This is a genomic window from Pseudomarimonas salicorniae (genome assembly GCF_023156535.1).
Lineage (GTDB): Bacteria > Pseudomonadota > Gammaproteobacteria > Xanthomonadales > Xanthomonadaceae > Pseudomarimonas > Pseudomarimonas salicorniae.
Genome location: NZ_JALNMH010000001.1, coordinates 79,141 through 96,852 on the forward strand (window position 1 = coordinate 79,141; position 17,712 = coordinate 96,852).

The window sequence follows — 17,712 nt, forward strand, 5'->3', positions numbered from 1 at the left end:
CAGGCAGCTTGTCGCCTGGCGGGCCGCTGGAGGCGACCTCCTGCCGATCGGAACGGAACTCTGGACGCGTTCAGGGCTGGACCTGACTAAGGCGTAAGGGTGATGCGGTCGGAGGAGGCGAACTGGTCGGTACCGGAGATAACGATGCGGTCACCGGCCTGCAGTCCCTCGACGATCTCGACCGCATCGATGCTGGTGGCGCCGATGCGGATCGGCACGCGTTCAGCGCTGTCCTCGACGACGCGGTAGGCAAATCGGCCGCCTTCGGCGTCGAGGAAGGGGCCACGGGCCACGGTCAGCACGGCCTCCCGGCGCTCGAACAGAATCCTGCCGGTGACCCGCTGGTTCTGCCGCAGCCCGGCCGGTGCAGCCTCCGCGAAGCGGATCCGCGCCAGGACCTGGCTGCCGACCACTTCGGGAGAGATCGCCGAGATGGTGCCAGCGCTGTGCGCGCCGGCCACACGCAGCTCAACCGGCATGCCGATGGCGAGCTCGTCGGCATAGCTCTCGGGCACCTCGGCCTCGATCTCGAGGTGACTGAGGTCAACCACGGTCAGCAGGGGGGTGTTGGCCATCACCGCCGCGCGGTCGGCCACTGCCAGGGTGCCGATCACTCCATCGACCGGGGCACGCACGCGCAGCTGCTCGACTCGACGACCCAGCTCGGCGACAAGCAGACGCTGTTGCTCGAGGGCCTGCTGACGGGTACGCAGGTCGAAATCCACCGAGCGGGCCTCCAGCTCGGCATCGGCCTGGGCGTGACGGCTCAGGATCTCGGCGCTCTCGACGGCATCCTGATAGCGCAGCCAGTCGACTTCAGACAGCGCGCCCCGCTCATAGGCCCGTTCGCTGCGTTCGGCTTCCCGACGCGCTGCGGTAAGGGCAAGCGCCTGCTCATCGGCGGTGCGCTGGGCCAGCAGTTTCTGCTTGGCGGCGAGGATCTTCTGCCGCTCGACCTCGACGTCGAGCTGCTGCAGGCGACTGGACTCCTGATCGAACTGGCTGTTCAGCTCGGGCGAATCGATCACCGCGAGCACCTGACCCTCATCCACCGCCTCGCCTGCCGCCACGCGCAGGCTGACCGTGCCGGAATAGCTGGCGAACAGGGTCGGACTGTTGGCCGCCACCACCCGGCCATTGACCATCACGTCACGGACCAGGTCTCCGCGCTGCACGGTGGCGAAGCGCAGCCGCTCACTGCTGACCGCACCGGCGCTGCCAAACCAGCTGCCCACCGCGTAGACGCCGAGTCCCAGCAGGGCGGCCGCGGCCAGCCACCAGCGTAGTCGGCCGCGCTCAGGCGAAGCTGCGGCGGATATCGGGCGGTCCTGGGCGGAAGTGTCGCGGATCATGGCGGTCCGGGAGAACGGGTTCGCAGCAGCAATTGCAGGCATCGTGCCAACGTTCAGACAGACTCCAGAGCTCTGATTTTGCGATTCTTTTTCTGTTCTGGGTCGCGACGGACGGTCCGGCGGACAGACCAGCGGACGCCCGCGGACGCCGTTGGCAGCCGCATGCGGCGAGTGCTGACTTCAAATCCCGGCGTGCCGGTCGATATGGTCCACATGGGGGCCGGAAGCCAGCAGGAGGAACCCATGGACAAGGTCATGACCGACAGCGCCACCGCCCTGTGGCAGGGGCTGATCCGCGAAGCCGAGCAACGCCGGCACCTGTCTCTCGGCGAGGACCTGGAGGCCTATCTGGTGTTCGCCCTGATGCGCCACCTCGGCGACGGCCAGCTGATCCGGCGGACCATGGCCGAGGAGTACCTCGAAGCCCACGAGCGCCCCCTGCGTCCTGACCGCCTTCGCGACGTGGGCGATCGCTGCCTGCTGATCGCCGGCCTGTTTCCGCGTCTGGCCCAACGCCGGCGGGTCAATACCGACTACTACATCGACCTGGGTCGCGGCGCTTACACCGGGGTCGCCCTGCGCGCGCCACACATCGAGCGCTCGCTGTTCGATCGCCTCTGCGAGGCCTTTTGCTCCCTGGTCGCCGTGCTCCAGGCGATCCGCCCCGAGGCCGCCCTGGAGCCGCTACCGGTGACGGACCAGCGCCTCGTGCGGCGGCGCGGGCTGCATTGAGGTCGGAGTCGCAGCGGGCATCTCAGGGCGCGAAGCGGACGTTCGCCACCGCCCCCGATCGGGCGGGCTCTTCGTAGGAGCGGACATGGCCGCGACCGCGGAGATTCGCTCTGGCCGCGGTCTGTGGTGAATACGCCACGCCGCGGTCGCGCCCATGTGCGCTCCTACAGTCGGGCTTCGTTGGGCGTCGGCGAAGCCCCATAGGGTGCGTCCTGGACGCACCGATACGGGCGTTCGGACGCTACGCCCGGTGCGGCCAGCCGCACCCTATGAATGTCTGCTTCCCGCCCCTACCCGCCGGTCAGGCCGCCACCGCGGTGCCGTGCTCGACCCGGGCCGCACGGCGCAGGGCGGCGCGCAAGTCGTCGACCAGGTCCTCGACCGCCTCGATGCCGACCGACAGGCGCAGCAGGCCATCGGAGATGCCGGCCTTGGCGCGGACCTCGGGGGTCATCGCCGCATGGGTCATCGAGGCGGGATGGGCGACCAGGCTCTCGACGCCGCCGAGTGACTCGGCAAGGGTGAAGCAGCGCAGGCCGTCGAGGAAGGCCTTGACCGCCGGCACACCGCCAGCCAGCTCGAAGCTGAGCATGGCGCCGAAGCCCTTCTGCTGGCGCGCGGCAAGGGCGTGGCCGGGGTGCGAGGTCAGGCCGGGGAAGTAGACCCTGGCGACGCCGGCTTCGGCGTCGAGCAACTCGGCGATGGCCAGCGCATTTTCCTGGTGCACCCGCAGTCGGGCCTCCAGCGTGCGCAGGCCGCGCAGGGTCAGGAAGCTGTCGAACGGGCTGCCGGTGAGGCCCAGGCAGTTCGCCCACCAGACCAGCTGCTGGTGCAGCTCCGCGGTTGCGGCAACCACGGCGCCGCCGACCACGTCGCTGTGGCCATTGATGTACTTGGTGGTCGAATGCAGGACAAGGTCCGCGCCAAAGGCCAGCGGCGTCTGCAGGGCCGGCGAGAGGAAGGTGTTGTCGACCAGGGCCAGGGCGCCGGCGGCATGCGCGGCGTCGATCACCGCCTGCAGGTCGGTGATCCTCAGCAGCGGGTTGCTCGGCGTCTCGATCCAGACCAGGCGCGCCGGCTCGGCGAGGACGCGCCGGACCTCGTCGGCATCGCTGAGGTTGGCCACGACCAGCTCGAACTGGCCCTTGCGTGCCAGCGCATCGAACAGCCGCCAGCTACCACCGTAGCAGTCGTGCGGCACCACCAGTCGTTCCCCCGGTTTGAGCAGCTGCAGTGCAAGCGTGATCGCGGCCATCCCCGAGGCGGTGACCACGGCCCCTGCCCCGCCCTCCAGGCTGGCCAGGGCTTCGCCGAGCTGGTCACGGGTGGGATTGCCGCTGCGCGTGTAGTCGTAGGCGCGCTTGCCGCCAAAGCCGTCGAAGCTGAAGTTGGTAGACAGCACCAGGGGCGGAACCACCGCGCCGTAGGCGGGATCGCGGTCGATGGAGGCGCGCACGGCGCGGGTGGCAGCTTGCAGCTCGGACATGGTGGCGTCTCCGTTCAACAGGGGGCGAGGGTGTGGCGCAGCAGGGCATCGATGGCCTGCGGCTCCTTGAGGAAGGCGTCATGGCCGTAGGCCGAGGTGATCGTCTGCAGGCGCGCCGCGCCGGCCAGCCGACCAGCCAGGGCCTCGAGCTGCTCGGGCGGCGCAAGCCAGTCGCCCTCGACCGCGAGCAGCGAGGTCGGTGCATGGACGGCCGCGGGGTCGACGTGGTGCAGGTCGATGGACTCGGACAGGCGCAGGAAGGCAGTGGCGCTCCATCGGGCCACGTACTTCTGGCCGCAGGCCTGCAGGTAGTCCTCGGCGGCGCAGCAGGCCCGCCCGCCCTCGATCCGCGCCGGCGCGTCGAAGCGCTGGCCGAACTCTCGTGGCGAGCGATAGCTGAGCATGGCCAGCTGGCGGGCCAGCGAAAGCCCGAGCTCGTCGGCGCACTGCAGCTGACCCAGCGCCACCACCTGCCGCTGCAGGGCGCGGAAGGCACTGGCGAAGGGGTGCGGCCGATCCGCCGCGCTGATCACCGCCAGGCGGGCTACCCGAAGTGGATGGCGGGCCGCGAACTGCAAGGCGACCATGCCGCCATAGGAGGCGCCTACGAAGGCGTGCAGGCGGGCGATCCCGAGCGCATCGAGTGCAAGGGCGATGGCGTCGGCCTGGTCCGCGGTATCGATCGGGGCATCAAGGTCGCCGTCGGCACCGACCCAGTCGAAGCTCAGCAGGCGGTGGCGGCGCGGATCCAGGGCATGGCCAGGCCCCGCACAGCCCTGCCACCAGCCATCGAAACCGTCGAGGGCGTTGGCCAGAACATGCCGGTTCGCCGAAATGCCGCCGGCCACCCAGACGGCCGGGGCATGCGCCGGTCCGACGCACTCGACCCGCAGGCTGACCCGGCGCAGTCCGGCATGGCGCATCGGCAGGTCGATCGCCAGCAGGTAGCGCTCGGCCTGGATCGGCGCCGGAATCTCCGGCGTGGCGGGCGAACATTCCTCGATGCGGGCGGCTTGGTCGGTCAGGCTCATGGCGCGGTCCTCGTGGCGGGAACCATCGAGCAAGCCGCGGAGCGCTGGAGAGGAGGAGCGAAGGCCCATCGCGGGCGCCACGCCAACCATCTTCCGGCCGACCGCCCGATGCGGTCACCGCAGGACTTGGCACCGTCACGTCGCCTTGCGGCGCCGCAGGTTGCCCCGGCTTCAAAGGGCCTGTCCCTCTGCCGGTCTTGATGGATGGGCGCAGATTATCCCTGGCCCGGAGGCTTGTCAATCGCTTCATCCGCATGAAGCGATATAGTTTCTCCCGCAAGGTTCGGTATTGGGCCGCATCGGGTCGCCACGACGCCTTGCGGTAGAATCCGCGCCCCGCTTCACGCCGGCCGCTTCAGCGGCCCCATGCCCATGTCCGAACACCTGCGCGAAACGCGGCGTCGCCGCACCTTCGCCATCGTCTCCCATCCCGATGCCGGCAAGACCACGCTGACCGAGAAGCTGCTGCTGTTCGGGGGCGCGATCCAGATGGCCGGTTCGGTGAAAGGCCGCAAGGCGGCGCGCCACGCGACCTCTGACTGGATGGCGCTGGAAAAGGAGCGTGGCATTTCGGTGACCAGCTCGGTGATGCAGTTCCCCTACGAGGGCCGCATCGTCAACCTGCTCGACACCCCCGGCCACGCCGACTTCGGCGAGGACACCTATCGCGTGCTGACCGCGGTGGACAGCGCCCTGATGGTGATCGACGTCGCCAAGGGCGTCGAGGAGCGAACCATCAAGCTGATGGAGGTCTGCCGCCTGCGCGATACGCCGATCATGAGCTTCATCAACAAGCTCGATCGCGAGGGCAAGGAGCCGATCGACCTGCTCGACGAGGTCGAGCGCGTGCTCGGCATCCAGTGCGCACCGGTGACCTGGCCGATCGGCATGGGCTCGCGCCTGAAGGGCGTCGTTCACCTGATCACCGGCGAGGTGCATCTCTACGAGCCGGGGCGCAATTTCACCCGCCAGGACAGCACCATCTTCGCCTCGATCGACGACCCCGGCCTCGAGGCGCGGATCGGCGCGAATATGCTGGCCGACCTGCGCGACGAGCTGGAACTGGTGCAGGGCGCCTCGCACCCGTTCGACAAGGACGCCTACCTCGCCGGCCGGCAGACGCCGGTGTTCTTCGGCTCGGCGGTGAACAACTTCGGCGTCCAGCTGCTGCTGGATTTCTTCGTTGAACATGCCCCTTCACCGAAACCGCGGGCGACGACCACGCGCGAGGTGTCGCCCGACGAAGAGACATTCTCCGGCTTCGTGTTCAAGATCCAGGCCAATATGGACCCGCAGCACCGCGACCGCGTCGCCTTCCTGCGCGTGTGCTCGGGCCGTTTCGACGCCGGGATGAAGGCGCTGCAGACGCGCATCGGCAAGGAGGTCAAGCTCGCCAACGCGCTGACCTTCATGGCCTCGGACCGCGAGATCGTCGAGACCGCCTATCCGGGCGACGTCATCGGCATCCACAACCACGGCACGATCTCGATCGGCGACAGCTTCAGCGTCGGCGAGGCGCTGAACTTCACCGGCATCCCGAACTTCGCTCCCGAGCTGTTCCGGCGAGCCCGGCTGCGCGATCCGCTGAAGCTCAAGCAGCTGCAGAAGGGCCTTGCCCAGCTCAGCGAGGAGGGCGCCACGCAGTTCTTCCGCCCGCTGATGAGCAATGACCTGATCCTCGGCGCGGTCGGCACCCTGCAGTTCGACGTGGTCGCCTACCGGCTCAAGGACGAGTACGGCGTCGACGCCAGCTTCGACCAGGTGCAGATCGCCACCGCGCGCTGGGTGCACTGCGATGACGCGAAGAAGCTGGAGGAGTTCCGCGAGAAGAACGCCATGAACCTCGCCCTCGATGCTGCCGGCGAGCTGGTCTATCTCGCCCCTTCTCGGGTCAACCTGCAGTTGGCCCAGGAGCGCGCCCCGGCGGTGCGCTTCTCGGCCACCCGCGAGCACGCCAGCGCGGTGGCGGTGGGCTGAGCTGAGCCGCTATCGCGGCAGCAGGCCGCGAAGCAGCCAGACCGCGATGCGGGCCGCACCGAAGTAGAGCCCTGCCGCGCACAGCAGGGCGCCGGGAACGAAGATCCGGTCATCAACCTTGGGCGCGTGATCCTGCGCAACAAAACTGAGGGTGAAGTCGTTCCAGCTGTTGAGGTACAACCCGGCCCCGGGCAGGAAGAGGGCCGCCAGGCCGCAGGCGGCCAAGGCCAGCGCGAACAGCATGGCCAGGCCGCAGCCCATCAGCAGGATCGAGCCCAGCAGGCCTCTTCCACCGCGCGCGCTGGCCAGTCGGATCAGCGAGCGCGGTGAGCCGCCCGCGGCCTGACGCTGCAGCATGATCTCCTCGACCAGCTCGGGCAGGAAGTCCTCTGCCGGACCGAGCGAACCGATGGCCTCGTCGAGGCGTTCGTCGACACTCCCGCTCAGGCGCGCCGCCGCCTCGAGCACATGCGACTGCAGTTCGCGCTGCAGTTCGGAACGTTCGCTGGCCCGCAGGGCGGTCAGCATCGGCGCCAGCTGCCCGGCAAACCGCTCCAGCCGATGCCGCACCTGCGGATGATCCGCATTGAGCCTTTCGATGCTCACTTCAGCAGCTCCTTGCGTGCGCGGTGGATGCGCTCGAGCTCGGCGCGCATGCGCCGCAGAACATCCCGCCCCTCGGGCGTGATCGCGTAGTACTTCCGCGGGGCACCGCCCGCCTCGGTGATCCATTCGTTGGTCACCATCAGATCCCTGGATAGTCGCTTCAGCAGCGGGTAAAGGGTGCCTTCGGCGATTTCTGCCTCCAGCACGCCGCGCAGGCGCTGGGCAATCTCGTAGCCATAGCTGGTGCGCTGATCAAGCAGTTCCAGGATCAGCATCTCCAGCAGACCCTTGCGGACCTGGGGCAACCAGCGATCGATCAGCGTCTGCGCGTCGGACATGCACTCGGGCACCGTGACTTCCGGCCCGGACTGTACCGGCAGGAGCCTTGCTAGGCTATGTACCTCGCTTAGCGATGTATTCAACAAAACGAGGTACTCAATGAACGGATCACCCCTGTCGCTCAACGTCTTCCCCACCGCGGGAAACCGGAATCTGGGGCGCGGAGCCCTGTGGATCGCCCCCTTGCTGTGGGCTGCCGGAGCCGTGGCAGGCAACCTGCCCGAAACCCGGGAGTGGCGCGGGGACCTCTCGCTACCGAACGGGGCCACCCTGCCTATCGAGGTGGAGCTGTTCCTCAACGCCGCGGGTGAACCGGACGGCAACCTGATCAGCCCGGCCCAGGACCAGCGATATGCGCGGCTGGTCGAGGTCGAGTTCGCCGACGACCGGCTCCGGGTGCTCGGCCGCGCCCCCGATGTCGAGATCGCCGGACCGATCGATAACGGCACCTGGCAGGCGACCTTCAGCCAGGGCGGGTTCCAGGCCGAGCTGAGTCTCGCGCCGACGGCGCAGGTCACCGAGGTCGAGCGCCCCCAGTCGGCGGCTGCCCTGCGCGACTGGCCCGGCGAGGCGCGCAGGATTCCCGCCAAGGGCGCGGTGCTCGCCGGCACGCACGTCCGGCCCAGCGAGGGCACGCGCGCTGCGGCGCTGCTGCTGGGCGGCTCCGGGGCTACGGAGCGTGATGGCTATTTCGCGGGACACCGCCCGCTGGCTGTTCTGGCCGCGCAGCTGGCCGAGCGCGGAATCGCCTCGCTGCGCTATGACAAGCGGGGCGTCAACCGCAGCAGCGGGGAGCACGACCCCACCGATATCGACACGCTCACCCGGGATGCCGAGGCGGCCCTGCGTTTCCTGCGCGCCAGGCACCCGGGACTGCCGCTGCTGGTGATCGGTCACAGCGAAGGCGGACTGATCGCCGCCCGCTTGGGCGCCGGCGCAGCGCCGCCGGATGGCGTGGTGTCGCTGATGGGCCCGGTGCTGCCGCTGGCCGAACTGTTCGCGCTCCAGGACCGGACCGAGGCGCGCGCGGCGGGCGCCAGCGAATCCGAAGCCGACGCGCTGGTCTCGCTGAGCCGGCAGATCTACGAAGCAGCGGCGAAGCATTCGGATCCGGCCTCGCGCATGCCAGCGGTGATGGCCGTGCTTGAATCCGCCAGCGACGCGCAGCGGCAAGCCTTTGAACGCTTCAACGGCGGCACCGGAACCCTCGGCCCGGGCATGCTGGGCGGCCGGCACTATCACACCCTGTTGGCCGTGGCGCCGAAGGAGAGCTGGGGCGCGCTCGACGTGCCCGGACTCCTTCTGTTCGGGGAACTCGATTCCCAGGTCCCGGCAGCGGCCAACATCGAAGTGCTGCCCAAGCGTGACGGTCTGAGCATCGTCACCCTGCCTGGCATCAATCACGTGATGCAGCGCAGTGATTCTGCCGCCACCCAGCGTTACGCCGAGATTGACCACGTGGTGGCTGCCGAAGTGGAGTCAGCCCTCGCGCAGTGGATCGAGCAGTGGCTGCAGGCCGCCGGCCATAACAGCACGCACTGAATCCCCTGCGCCCTTGCGGCAAACGGTTCCGCGAGCGTGGGCGTGGTGGCAGAGCGCCCGACCGTCATCGGGCCGACCGGCGCGAACGGCGGTCGCGGGCGCATGTTTGCCGATCGCCTTACCGTCCCAAGCCCCCGCACGTGGAGCTTGCTCGACTAACCGCCGCGGTATGGCGACCTCATTGAGTCGCAATCGAGCAAGCTCTTCGGTGCTTCGTTGGCAGGATTCGAACGCGAATTTTGCGCGCTCTGTTGCCGCTCCGCCATCCGGCCCTGCGGCCAGGGCTCAGGAGTCGAAACCGCCGCGGAACAGCAGGTCGGGCTCGGCGGGATGTTGTGACTTGGTTTCGGGCTGGGGGGCCGCGCTGTCGAGTTCGAAGGAGGACGCGGCGATCAGGCTGTCGGACTGCGCGGGAGGGGCAACGGAACCGGTTTCGCCGCGCCACTGCGGAACGGTGATCACCGCAGCCAGGGCCAGCATGGCCGCCATGGCCATGGCGACACGCTGCCGGCTGATGGTCTCGCGCGGCCGGCGCAGGGCGATGAACTCGCGCTCGAGCGCCCGGGCGTCGTCGCCGATGGCCAGCAGGGCGCGGCCGAGGTCGGCGGCGCGGGCGTCTTCGGCCATCAGCCGGACCGCCTGCTCGCGGCGACCGGCATCGGCGCCCTCTTCCAGGCCGTACAGTGCCTCGGTCGAGGCCGCACGCGCAGCCGACTCGGCGGTGTGCCGCCGCCAGGCGTCTCGCAGTCGGTCTTCAATCATCACGCTTCTCCCAGCCTTCCGCACGCAAGCGTGCCTTCAGTTCGTCCAGTCCGCGGTAGACCAGCTTGCGCCCGGCATCGAAGCTCAGTCCGCACAGCTCGGCCACCTCGGGGACGGTGAACCCCTGCAGGTACAGCTGCAGCGGGCGTCGGCGCCGCTCCGGCAGGGCCGCGATCGCCGTCGCCACCGCATCGGCCAGCTGCCGGTCCTCGGCCTCCGCCTCCGGCGCCTGCGGCGCCTGGCCAAGCGGCTCGGCGTCCAGCAGGTCGGGCTCCTCCGGCAGGGCCTCGGCCGGTCGCGCCTCGGCGCGCCGCACCGCATCGACCAGCACGCTGGTCACCGTCCTTTGTACATAAGACGCAGGAAGCAGCGCTTTCGGGTCACGCTGCAGCGTGTTCCAGAGCCGGATGCGCACTTCCTGCTCGATATCGTCGACGTCGATGCCGTGGCGGTCGAGCCGGTGACGGACGATCTGCGCCCGGACGCGCGCGCCGAAGCGGGCGATCAGAGCCTGCAGGGCGTGGTCGGCGGACGCGCCCATTCAGGACCCGGCGCCTGCGCGCCGGGCTGCCGCGACGACCATCGGCCGGACTCAGCCCGCGATGTAGGACTGAAGCTGGGCGATTTCGGCCTGCTGGTCCTCGATCACCGCCTTGACCAGGTCGCCGATCGAGACCACCCCCACCACCCCCTCACCGTCGACCACCGGCAGATGGCGGATGCGGTGGTCGGTCATCAGCTTCATGCAGCCGTGGACGGTGCGGTCGGGCGCCACGGTGATCAGGTCGCGGGTCATCACTTCGGAGACCCGGGTCTCGGCCGAGGAGCGCCCCTTGAGGATCACCTTTCGCGCATAGTCACGCTCGGAGATGATTCCGGCGAGCTGCTCGCCCTGCAGGACCAGAAGGGCGCCGACCTCGCGTTCGGCCATCATCCTGATGGCATCGAGGACCGGTGCGTCGGGGCGGATCGAGAAGATCGCGCCCCCCTTGCCGTCGATCAACTGCTGCACTGTGCGCATGGCAACCTCCGGGATTCAGGCCTTCGATGATAGTCCCGACCGGGCTCCGGGCGCATCCGTGGCGGGCGGCGCCAGGGTCTCGCTGACGAGATAGAGCGGTCGCGCCTTGGCCTCCATGTACAAGCGGCCAAGGTACTCGCCAAGGATGCCGAGGGCGACCAGTTGCACGCCCCCGAGCAGGAGGATCACCACCATCAGGCTCGGATACCCGGCCACCGGATCGCCCCAAAGCAGGGTCTTGAGCACCACCCAGACGCCGGCGGAAAACGCCACCAGGGCCGTCGCGAGGCCTAAATACGTGGCCACGCGCAGCGGCGCCGTGCTGAACGAGGTGATGCCCTCCAGGGCCAGGTTCCACAGGCGCCAGTAGTTGAACTTGCTGCGCCCGGCGAGCCGCGCATCGCGCCGGTAGTCGAGCGCGCACTGACGGAAGCCGACCCAGGCAAACAGGCCCTTCATGAACCTCTGCCGCTCGCGCAGGCCGCGCAGGCCATCGAGGGCGCGCCGCGAGAGCAGCCGGAAGTCGCCGGTATCGGCGGGGATGGCGGTCTGCGAGAGGCGACGCATCACCCGGTAGAAGGCGCTTGCCGTCGCCCGTTTCAGCCAGCTCTCGCCGGCGCGCTCGAGGCGGCGTCCGTAGACCACGTCGAAGCCCTGGCGCCAGCGCTCGACGAACTCGGGGATCAGCTCGGGCGGGTCCTGCAGGTCGGCGTCGATCACCACCAGCGCGTCGGCCTCGACGGCGTCCAGCCCGGCGGTCAGCGCAAGCTCCTTGCCGAAATTGCGGCTAAGGCGCAGGCCATCGACCCTTGGGTCCTGTCCTCGCAACCGACCGATCAGCGCCCAGCTGTCATCGGCACTGCCGTCGTCCACGTACAGCACGCGGCAGGACAGCGGCAGCCCGTCGAACACCGCGGCGAGGCGGCGATGAAAGGTTTCCAGCACCTGAGATTCATTGAACACCGGCACCAGCACGACCAGCCGATCCATCTCTACTCCTGTTTGCCCGGGTCCGCGCCATCCAGGCGCTCCAGCGCCCGGGCCCCGCCCAGCTGTCGCGCCTGGCGCTCGACCCAGGCGATCCGCTGGCGCAGGTAGGGCCCGGGCGCCTCGACCGAATAGCGTCGCGGACTGGGCAGCACCACCGCAAGCTGCGCTGCCTCGCGCAGGCCGAGCTGCGCCGCCGGCTTGCCGAAGTACGCCTGGGCCGCGGCCTCGGCACCGTACAGGCCGTGGCCGAACTCGGCGATGTTGAGATAGACCTCGAGGATCCGCCGCTTCGGCCACAGCGTCTCGATGCAGACCGTCCAGCCCGCCTCCAGCCCCTTGCGCAGCCAGCTGCGCCCGGGCCAGAGGAACAGGTTCTTGGCCACCTGCTGGCTGATCGTGCTGGCGCCGCGGCCGCTTTCCTCCTGCAGCGCATCGCGGATCGCCTCGAGGTCGAAGCCGGAGTGGCGGGCGAAGTTCTGGTCCTCGGAGGCGATCACCGCGATCTGCAGCTGCGGCGAGATGGCCTCCAGCGGCCGCCATGTCTGGCGCAGCGGCGGGTCTCCGTCGGCGCGGGACAGGCGGTAGTCGAGCATGAAGGCGCTGGTCGGTGGGTCAACGAAACGCAGCGCGCCGACCACCAGCCAGGGCAGCACCAGCATCAGCGCGGCCAGCCAGAGCAGCCAGCGAAGACCACGGCGCCAGCCGCCGCGGCGCGCCTTCGACGGCCCACGCTTGCGCATCTCGGACCTCCGGGTGGAAATCATCACAGTGTAGACGGGACCCGGCCGCCGCCGCGGCTACAATGCCGGGCCTGCGAGTTCCCGCCGAGGCCCAGCGTTCCATGTCCGACTCCCCCCGTTCAACCGACGTACTTCTGCGCTTCCTGCTCGGGCGCACCGGCGTGCGCGGAGTCATGGTCTCCCTCGACGAAGCCTGGCAGGAGATCCGCCGGCGCGAGTCCTATCCCGATCCGTTGGCCGCCCTGCTCGGCGAGACCGCAGCCGCCGCGGCGCTGTTCACCGGCCACGTCAAGGTCGAGGGCCGGCTGTCGATCCAGCTCAAGGGCGGCGGGGCGCTGCGCACGCTGTTCGCCGAGTGCACCCACCGCGGCACCGTACGCGGCCTTGCACTGTGGGAGGGCGAGCTGCCCTCCCCGCTCGACCTCGGCCACCTGGGCGAGGGATCGCTGCTGGCGATCACCATCGAGAAGCCTCCGCTGCCGAGCGGGGAGTCGGTGCGCTACCAGGGCCTGGTCGCACTCGAACACGACTCACTGAGCCGGGCCTTCGAGTCGTACTTCTCCCAGTCCGAACAGCTGCCGACCCGCCTGCTGCTGGCCGCCGACGGCCAGCGCGCCCGCGGTCTGATGCTGCAGGTCCTGCCCGGTGCGCAGGAGGACGAGGATGCCTGGCCGCGTACCCAGGCCCTTTTCGAGACCCTCGGCGCCCGCGAGATGCTGGACACGGCGCCCGCCGAACTCCTGCACCGACTCTTCCACGAGGAGCTTCCCGAGCTGCTCTCGCAGCGCGAACTGGCCTTCGGCTGCAGCTGTTCACGGGAGCGCGTGGGCGGCATGCTGCTGGCGCTCGGCCACGAGCAGGCGATGGAGGCGATCGACCCCGATCTCGGCGCGGTGGGCGTGCAATGCGAGTTCTGCGGCCAACGCTACCGATTCGACCCGGTCGACCTCGAGCAGCTGTTCGCCGGCGGCGGCATCGACCCCGCCGCGCCGACCTCGCACTGAGCTTCGTCGCTCAGTGCGGCGCGGCCTCGTGCAGGGGCGCACCGTCGCGCTGCTGGAGCAGGCTGTGCAGCGGCTGCGGATGCGCGAACAGGAACCCCTGGCCAAGCGTGCAGCCCATCTGCTGGACCAGCTCGAGCTGCGCATGCGTCTCGATGCCCTCTGCGATCACCTCCATGCCGAGTGACTGACCGAGACTGCACACCGCGCGAAGCACCGCCTGCGCACTGCTTCGCGAGTCGTCGTCAAGTGCGGAGATGAAGCTGCGGTCCACCTTCAGCGTGTGCAGCGGGAACTGGTGCAGGTAGCTCAACGATGAGTAGCCGGTGCCGAAATCATCGAGCGCGAGCCGTACGCCGGCGTGGCGCAGGGCGAGCATCATGCTGCGCACCTTCTCGGGCTCTTCAATCAGGATCCGCTCGGTCACCTCAAGGCGCAGGTGATCAGCCTGGAACTCGTAACGCTGCAGCAAACGCAGCAGCTGGTCGACGAAACCCGGATTCCTGAAGTGCCGGCCGCCGACGTTGATCGTTACATAACCTCCGGTTTCGACAAGAACCCAGGCCTGGGCCAGCACCAGCTCGAAGACCTGCCAGTCCATCGCTTCCGACAGCCCCGACTCCTCGGCAATCGAGAGAAACTCGCCCGGCGCCATCAGACCCTGCTGCGGGTGGCGCCAGCGCATCAGGGCCTCGTAGCCGACCACCTCGCCGGTGGCCAGCTGGACGATCGGCTGGAACACGGGCTCGAACTCGTTGCGCACCAGGGCCCGGCGCAGGTTGCCTTCCAGCTCGAGCTGGTGCAGTGCCTCCCGGCGCAGGGCGTCGTCGAACAGCTCGCAGCGCCGCCTACCGCGCGCCTTGGCCCGGTAGAGGGCGACATCGGCATCCCGGAGCAGCTCCTCGGGGCTGGAATAGAGCGGTCGTGACACAGCGATGCCCACGCTGGTCGAGGTGAACAGCTCCTTGCCCATGACCCGGACCGGCTCGTCGAGCACGGAGATGATCCGCACGGCGAGGCGCTCGGCCTCGGCTTCATCCTCGATCGCGTCCATCAGCACGGCGAACTCGTCGCCGCCGAGTCGTGCCACGAGACCGCTGCCACCGACCACCTGGGACAGTCGCAGGGCAACCTCCTTGAGCAGCTCGTCACCGACCAGGTGTCCGACCGAGTCATTGATCACCTTGAACCGGTCGAGGTCGAGGAACAGCAGCGCGAAACGGTCACGGCGACGCCTCTGGTAGCGCGCCAGGGCTTCGGCCATGCGCCCTACGAAGGTCACCCGGTTGGGCAGGCCGGTCAACGGATCGTGGGTCGCCGCATACTGCAGCTCACGCTCGAAGCGCTCGCGCTCGGCAATCTCCTGGCGCAGGTCGCGGTTGGCGGCGAACAGCGCCTCGGTGCGTTCGGCCACGCGTCTTTCGAGGTCGACATTGGCCACGCGCAGGCTTTCGGCGGCGCGCATGCGCTGCAGGGCGTTGGCGATGTGGAAGCCGACGAAGGTGAGGATCTCCTGGTCGCGTCGCTGGTAGCGGTGGAGGGTGTCGTAGCTCTGCACGGCAAGCACGCCGACGGTGCCCGAGTCGCAGACCAGGGGCACGCCCAGCCACATGGTGGCGCGCGGCCCGAAACTGCTGATCTCGCCCTGTTCGCTGAGCCGGTCGATGGTCGCCCGGTCGGCGAGCAGGGCCTGCCCCGTGCGCAGCACGTACTCGGTCAGGCCGCGGCCCAGCGGACGCCGCTGGCGAACCATGTCACGCTCGTCCACCGAGTAGGGAAACTCCAGCGCGTTGCCGTCATCGACCAGGGTGGCGATGTAGAAGTTGGCGGCGTAGAGAAGCCGCCCGATGACCCGGTGGGTGGCGGAGTAGAAGTCGGCCAGCGAGGCTTCCGAAGCGCCCAGCTCTGCGATGCGGAACAGCGCGGCCTGCAGGGTTTCACCGCGCTGCCGCTCCTCGACCTCGGCCCGCAGCGCGCGATTGGCCTCGCGCAGCTCGTTGGTGCGGTCCATCACGCGTCGCTCAAGCTCGACCTGGGCCCAGCGCCGCTGCAGAGCCGCGCCGAGATGCTGGGCGACAAAGGTAAGCAGGGCGCGATCCTGGTCGCCATAGGTGTGCTGCGGTTCGTAGCTCTGCACGACGACGGCGCCGAACACCTCGCCCGCGAAGACCAATGGCACGCCCAGCCAGTCGACGCTCGGCGGACCGAAGCCGGCAGTATCGACACCGATCTGCAGGCTGAGGATCTCCGACGGCCCCATCAGCGTTTCGCCGGTGGTGACGACATGCGCGGCAAGCGAACCCTTCAGGCTGGACAGCGGAAAAACCTGATCGGGCGTCGGCGGATCGTCGTCGTCGAGGACGTCGCGGAAGTAGGGAAAGCTGACGTCCCCGCTTTGACGGTCGCGCAGGACGATGAAGAAGTTCTCCGCGTACATCAGCCCGGCGATGATGCCGTGGATGATCGCGAGCACTTCGCCCAGCTCGCGATTGGACGAGGCGAGGTCGGCGATGGCGAACAGTGAGCGCTGCAGTTTCTCGGCATGGGCCAGCTGCTGAACCGCGCCGTTCAGTCGTTCCAGCTCAAGCGCCGCGGGCAGGCGATGGGAGAGCAGATCGGCGGCCCGCTGCAGGGCACTTTCGCTCAACCTGCCCGGGTCGGCCAGCACCAGCAGCACGCCGACATGCTGGTCGAGCAGGAAGATTGGCTGGGCGAACCGCCCCTCCCGCGCAAGCGGCCGTCGTTCGATCGCGGTCTCGCGGGCCAGCTGGCGGTCCTCTTCCGAGGAGGCGCGACCGTGTTCGGCCAGCAGGGAGAACCCGCGCGCCTCGGTCACCCAGAGCTGGATCCCGCGCGCCGCAAACCGACGCCGGGCCCAGCCCCAGACCGAATCCGCCAGCTCGGCCGCGCTGCTGCCGGAAAGCAGCAGGTCTGACCGGCCGAGATCGGCCGGTGGCGGATTCAGCGGGCGTTTGGCGTCATTCACGACCAGGAATCGGATGCGGGTTCCGGCAAAGCGGCAGTCTAGCCTCAATACCCGGACCGGTGCCCTTCGCGGCCCGTCGGTCGCACCGCTCCGCCCGTCGCCAGGCTCCCCGGCAAGCGGGCAACCCGGATGTTAACCAGACGTAAAAAGCGCTACGCTATTGGTCCGGAATGCAGGAACCATCGGCGCCCCGCGCCGGTCCCAGCTACCGATGACGAGGATTTTCGCGCCATGACCGCCCGCCGCCTTGCTCCGCTTGCCTGGTTGCTGCTTGCAGCGTGCGGCCTGGCGGGTGCCCAGGCGGGCGGCGCCGGGGCGCTGCTGTTGCCGGAGCAGCCGGTGCTGGTCAACGAGGGCCCGCTGCAGCGCCTCATCGTGCGACCGCTCGGCGAAGGCCGAACTCCGCCCGCCGACGGCCGCAGCAACAGCTTCCTCACCCTCGAAGCCGGATCGGGCATGAGCCTGCTCTGCGACACCTCGTATGGCATCGGCGTCGCCCTCGGCGACCTCGATCGCCACTGTCTGCTGGCCCACCTGGGTGATTCCGGCTGGAAGCTCGGCCAGGTCGACCAGGTGTCGGTCGGCGCCACGCTCGACCTCGACGAGTTGGACCTGCCCTTCGACATCGACTTCGGTCTGTCCTGGCTTCAGAGCGACCTCGACGACGGCTCCGACCTCGAGTTCGGCCTGATCGATCCGCGCTACGCGCCCAGCGCCGGCATCGCTTCCGACCTCGCCGGCGAGTCCCTGCACATCGGCGCCACCCACTGGATCAGCGAGCGGAGCTGGGTGCGGGTCACCGGTCGGGGCAGCCGCTTCCGTATCGATCGCCTGCTGCCGAGCGGCCCGCTCAGCTGGAACACGCGCTCGCTGCGTCTCGACGCGGGCCTCGGTGACTTCGCCGGCAGCCTGACCGGCCGCGAAACCCGCATCCCCCGCCTGGACCAGAGCAGGTTCGATCTCGACGTCGGCGTCAGCTGGCGCACGCCCTGGTCCGGTCGATTCACCGTCGGGGCCCGCAACCTCCTTTCACCTGCCGACGCCATGAGCCCGGAAATCGCCCGCGGCAACGAGCCGCTGGTCGAGGCGCGCACGCCCTACGTGCGCTACCAGCAGGATCTCTGAGTCCGACGAGCTGAGCGCCGGG

The 17,712-nt window shown here is 69.1% G+C and carries 16 protein-coding genes and 1 riboswitch; of the genes, 5 read left to right on the forward strand and 11 right to left on the reverse strand.

Annotated features, from left to right (window positions below; all coding sequences use genetic code 11):
• Positions 1 to 86: 86 nt before the first annotated feature.
• Positions 87 to 1,352 carry an efflux RND transporter periplasmic adaptor subunit gene (locus M0G41_RS00350; RefSeq protein WP_248204071.1) on the reverse strand — a complete coding sequence of 422 codons (1,266 nt, stop codon included), beginning with the start codon at positions 1,350 to 1,352 and terminating at the stop codon, positions 87 to 89.
• A gap of 243 nt (positions 1,353 to 1,595) precedes the next feature.
• On the opposite strand from M0G41_RS00350, the gene M0G41_RS00355 reads away from it, so the two are divergent.
• The gene (locus M0G41_RS00355; protein WP_248204073.1) at positions 1,596 to 2,084 is read left to right on the forward strand and encodes a hypothetical protein; all 489 of its coding nucleotides are present in this window, start codon (positions 1,596 to 1,598) and stop codon (positions 2,082 to 2,084) included.
• A 301-nt stretch (positions 2,085 to 2,385) separates the two neighbouring features.
• On the opposite strand, the gene metB is transcribed toward M0G41_RS00355, so the two are convergent.
• Positions 2,386 to 3,570, reverse strand: coding sequence for a cystathionine gamma-synthase (metB, locus tag M0G41_RS00360; RefSeq protein WP_248204076.1), 1,185 nt, complete (start codon positions 3,568 to 3,570; stop codon positions 2,386 to 2,388).
• 14 nt (positions 3,571 to 3,584) lie between these two features.
• Entirely contained in the window at positions 3,585 to 4,601 is a 1,017-nt protein-coding gene (gene metX / locus M0G41_RS00365; protein ID WP_425511213.1) for a homoserine O-succinyltransferase MetX, read from the reverse strand.
• Positions 4,602 to 4,684: 83 nt separating this feature from the next.
• A riboswitch (SAM riboswitch) is annotated at positions 4,685 to 4,808 on the reverse strand.
• A gap of 165 nt (positions 4,809 to 4,973) precedes the next feature.
• Between metX and M0G41_RS00370 the strand changes: the two genes are divergently transcribed.
• Positions 4,974 to 6,578, forward strand: a complete 1,605-nt coding sequence (locus M0G41_RS00370) for a peptide chain release factor 3 (RefSeq protein WP_248204741.1) — start codon at positions 4,974 to 4,976, stop codon at positions 6,576 to 6,578.
• A 9-nt stretch (positions 6,579 to 6,587) separates the two neighbouring features.
• Here M0G41_RS00370 and M0G41_RS00375 read toward each other — a convergent pair whose 3' ends face one another.
• Together M0G41_RS00375 and M0G41_RS00380 are read right to left on the reverse strand one after the other, a co-directional pair.
• A complete protein-coding gene (locus tag M0G41_RS00375) occupies positions 6,588 to 7,184 on the reverse strand; it encodes a hypothetical protein (protein ID WP_248204080.1) in 597 nt (198 codons plus the stop codon).
• Positions 7,181 to 7,522 carry a PadR family transcriptional regulator gene (locus M0G41_RS00380; RefSeq protein ID WP_248204082.1) on the reverse strand — a complete coding sequence of 114 codons (342 nt, stop codon included), beginning with the start codon at positions 7,520 to 7,522 and terminating at the stop codon, positions 7,181 to 7,183. Before M0G41_RS00380 ends, M0G41_RS00375 begins: the two co-directional genes overlap by 4 nt.
• A gap of 100 nt (positions 7,523 to 7,622) precedes the next feature.
• Between M0G41_RS00380 and M0G41_RS00385 the strand changes: the two genes are divergently transcribed.
• Positions 7,623 to 9,065: an alpha/beta hydrolase gene (locus tag M0G41_RS00385; RefSeq protein WP_248204084.1), complete on the forward strand. Its 1,443-nt coding sequence runs from the start codon at positions 7,623 to 7,625 to the stop codon at positions 9,063 to 9,065.
• Between the two features lie 285 nt (positions 9,066 to 9,350).
• On the opposite strand, the gene M0G41_RS00390 is transcribed toward M0G41_RS00385, so the two are convergent.
• The 5 genes from M0G41_RS00390 to mtgA are packed head-to-tail and all read right to left on the reverse strand — an operon-like array spanning position 9,351 to position 12,602.
• The gene (locus M0G41_RS00390; protein WP_248204086.1) at positions 9,351 to 9,827 is read right to left on the reverse strand and encodes a hypothetical protein; all 477 of its coding nucleotides are present in this window, start codon (positions 9,825 to 9,827) and stop codon (positions 9,351 to 9,353) included.
• Positions 9,820 to 10,368 carry an RNA polymerase sigma factor gene (locus tag M0G41_RS00395; RefSeq protein ID WP_248204087.1) on the reverse strand — a complete coding sequence of 183 codons (549 nt, stop codon included), beginning with the start codon at positions 10,366 to 10,368 and terminating at the stop codon, positions 9,820 to 9,822. Before M0G41_RS00395 ends, M0G41_RS00390 begins: the two co-directional genes overlap by 8 nt.
• Before the next feature lie 51 nt (positions 10,369 to 10,419).
• The gene (locus M0G41_RS00400; RefSeq protein WP_248204089.1) at positions 10,420 to 10,848 is read right to left on the reverse strand and encodes a CBS domain-containing protein; all 429 of its coding nucleotides are present in this window, start codon (positions 10,846 to 10,848) and stop codon (positions 10,420 to 10,422) included.
• 15 nt (positions 10,849 to 10,863) lie between these two features.
• Positions 10,864 to 11,838: a glycosyltransferase family 2 protein gene (locus M0G41_RS00405; RefSeq protein WP_248204090.1), complete on the reverse strand. Its 975-nt coding sequence runs from the start codon at positions 11,836 to 11,838 to the stop codon at positions 10,864 to 10,866.
• Positions 11,839 to 11,840: 2 nt separating this feature from the next.
• Positions 11,841 to 12,602 carry a monofunctional biosynthetic peptidoglycan transglycosylase gene (gene mtgA, locus M0G41_RS00410; RefSeq protein ID WP_425511214.1) on the reverse strand — a complete coding sequence of 254 codons (762 nt, stop codon included), beginning with the start codon at positions 12,600 to 12,602 and terminating at the stop codon, positions 11,841 to 11,843.
• A gap of 77 nt (positions 12,603 to 12,679) precedes the next feature.
• Between mtgA and hslO the strand changes: the two genes are divergently transcribed.
• The gene (gene hslO / locus M0G41_RS00415) at positions 12,680 to 13,582 is read left to right on the forward strand and encodes an Hsp33 family molecular chaperone HslO (protein ID WP_248204094.1); all 903 of its coding nucleotides are present in this window, start codon (positions 12,680 to 12,682) and stop codon (positions 13,580 to 13,582) included.
• Positions 13,583 to 13,592: 10 nt separating this feature from the next.
• Here the strand turns inward: hslO and M0G41_RS00420 are convergent, their stop codons facing one another.
• Entirely contained in the window at positions 13,593 to 16,565 is a 2,973-nt protein-coding gene (locus M0G41_RS00420) for a bifunctional diguanylate cyclase/phosphodiesterase (protein WP_248204096.1), read from the reverse strand.
• 231 nt (positions 16,566 to 16,796) lie between these two features.
• On the opposite strand from M0G41_RS00420, the gene M0G41_RS00425 reads away from it, so the two are divergent.
• Entirely contained in the window at positions 16,797 to 17,690 is an 894-nt protein-coding gene (locus M0G41_RS00425) for a hypothetical protein (RefSeq protein WP_248204098.1), read from the forward strand.
• Positions 17,691 to 17,712: the final 22 nt, after the last annotated feature.

Bases quoted from the DNA above. Each gene is read 5' to 3' on its own strand.
- M0G41_RS00370 (WP_248204741.1), top strand. From the start codon at position 4,974: ATGTCCGAACACCTGCGCGAAACGCGGCGTCGCCGCACCTTCGCCATC.
- M0G41_RS00405 (WP_248204090.1), bottom strand. From the start codon at position 11,838: ATGGATCGGCTGGTCGTGCTGGTGCCGGTGTTCAATGAATCTCAGGTG.
- M0G41_RS00385 (WP_248204084.1), top strand. From the start codon at position 7,623: ATGAACGGATCACCCCTGTCGCTCAACGTCTTCCCCACCGCGGGAAAC.
- metX (WP_425511213.1), bottom strand. From the start codon at position 4,601: ATGAGCCTGACCGACCAAGCCGCCCGCATCGAGGAATGTTCGCCCGCC.
- hslO (WP_248204094.1), top strand. From the start codon at position 12,680: ATGTCCGACTCCCCCCGTTCAACCGACGTACTTCTGCGCTTCCTGCTC.
- M0G41_RS00390 (WP_248204086.1), bottom strand. From the start codon at position 9,827: ATGATTGAAGACCGACTGCGAGACGCCTGGCGGCGGCACACCGCCGAG.
- M0G41_RS00350 (WP_248204071.1), bottom strand. From the start codon at position 1,352: ATGATCCGCGACACTTCCGCCCAGGACCGCCCGATATCCGCCGCAGCT.
- M0G41_RS00395 (WP_248204087.1), bottom strand. From the start codon at position 10,368: ATGGGCGCGTCCGCCGACCACGCCCTGCAGGCTCTGATCGCCCGCTTC.
- M0G41_RS00400 (WP_248204089.1), bottom strand. From the start codon at position 10,848: ATGCGCACAGTGCAGCAGTTGATCGACGGCAAGGGGGGCGCGATCTTC.
- metB (WP_248204076.1), bottom strand. From the start codon at position 3,570: ATGTCCGAGCTGCAAGCTGCCACCCGCGCCGTGCGCGCCTCCATCGAC.
- M0G41_RS00425 (WP_248204098.1), top strand. From the start codon at position 16,797: ATGACCGCCCGCCGCCTTGCTCCGCTTGCCTGGTTGCTGCTTGCAGCG.
- M0G41_RS00355 (WP_248204073.1), top strand. From the start codon at position 1,596: ATGGACAAGGTCATGACCGACAGCGCCACCGCCCTGTGGCAGGGGCTG.
- mtgA (WP_425511214.1), bottom strand. From the start codon at position 12,602: ATGATTTCCACCCGGAGGTCCGAGATGCGCAAGCGTGGGCCGTCGAAG.
- M0G41_RS00380 (WP_248204082.1), bottom strand. From the start codon at position 7,522: ATGTCCGACGCGCAGACGCTGATCGATCGCTGGTTGCCCCAGGTCCGC.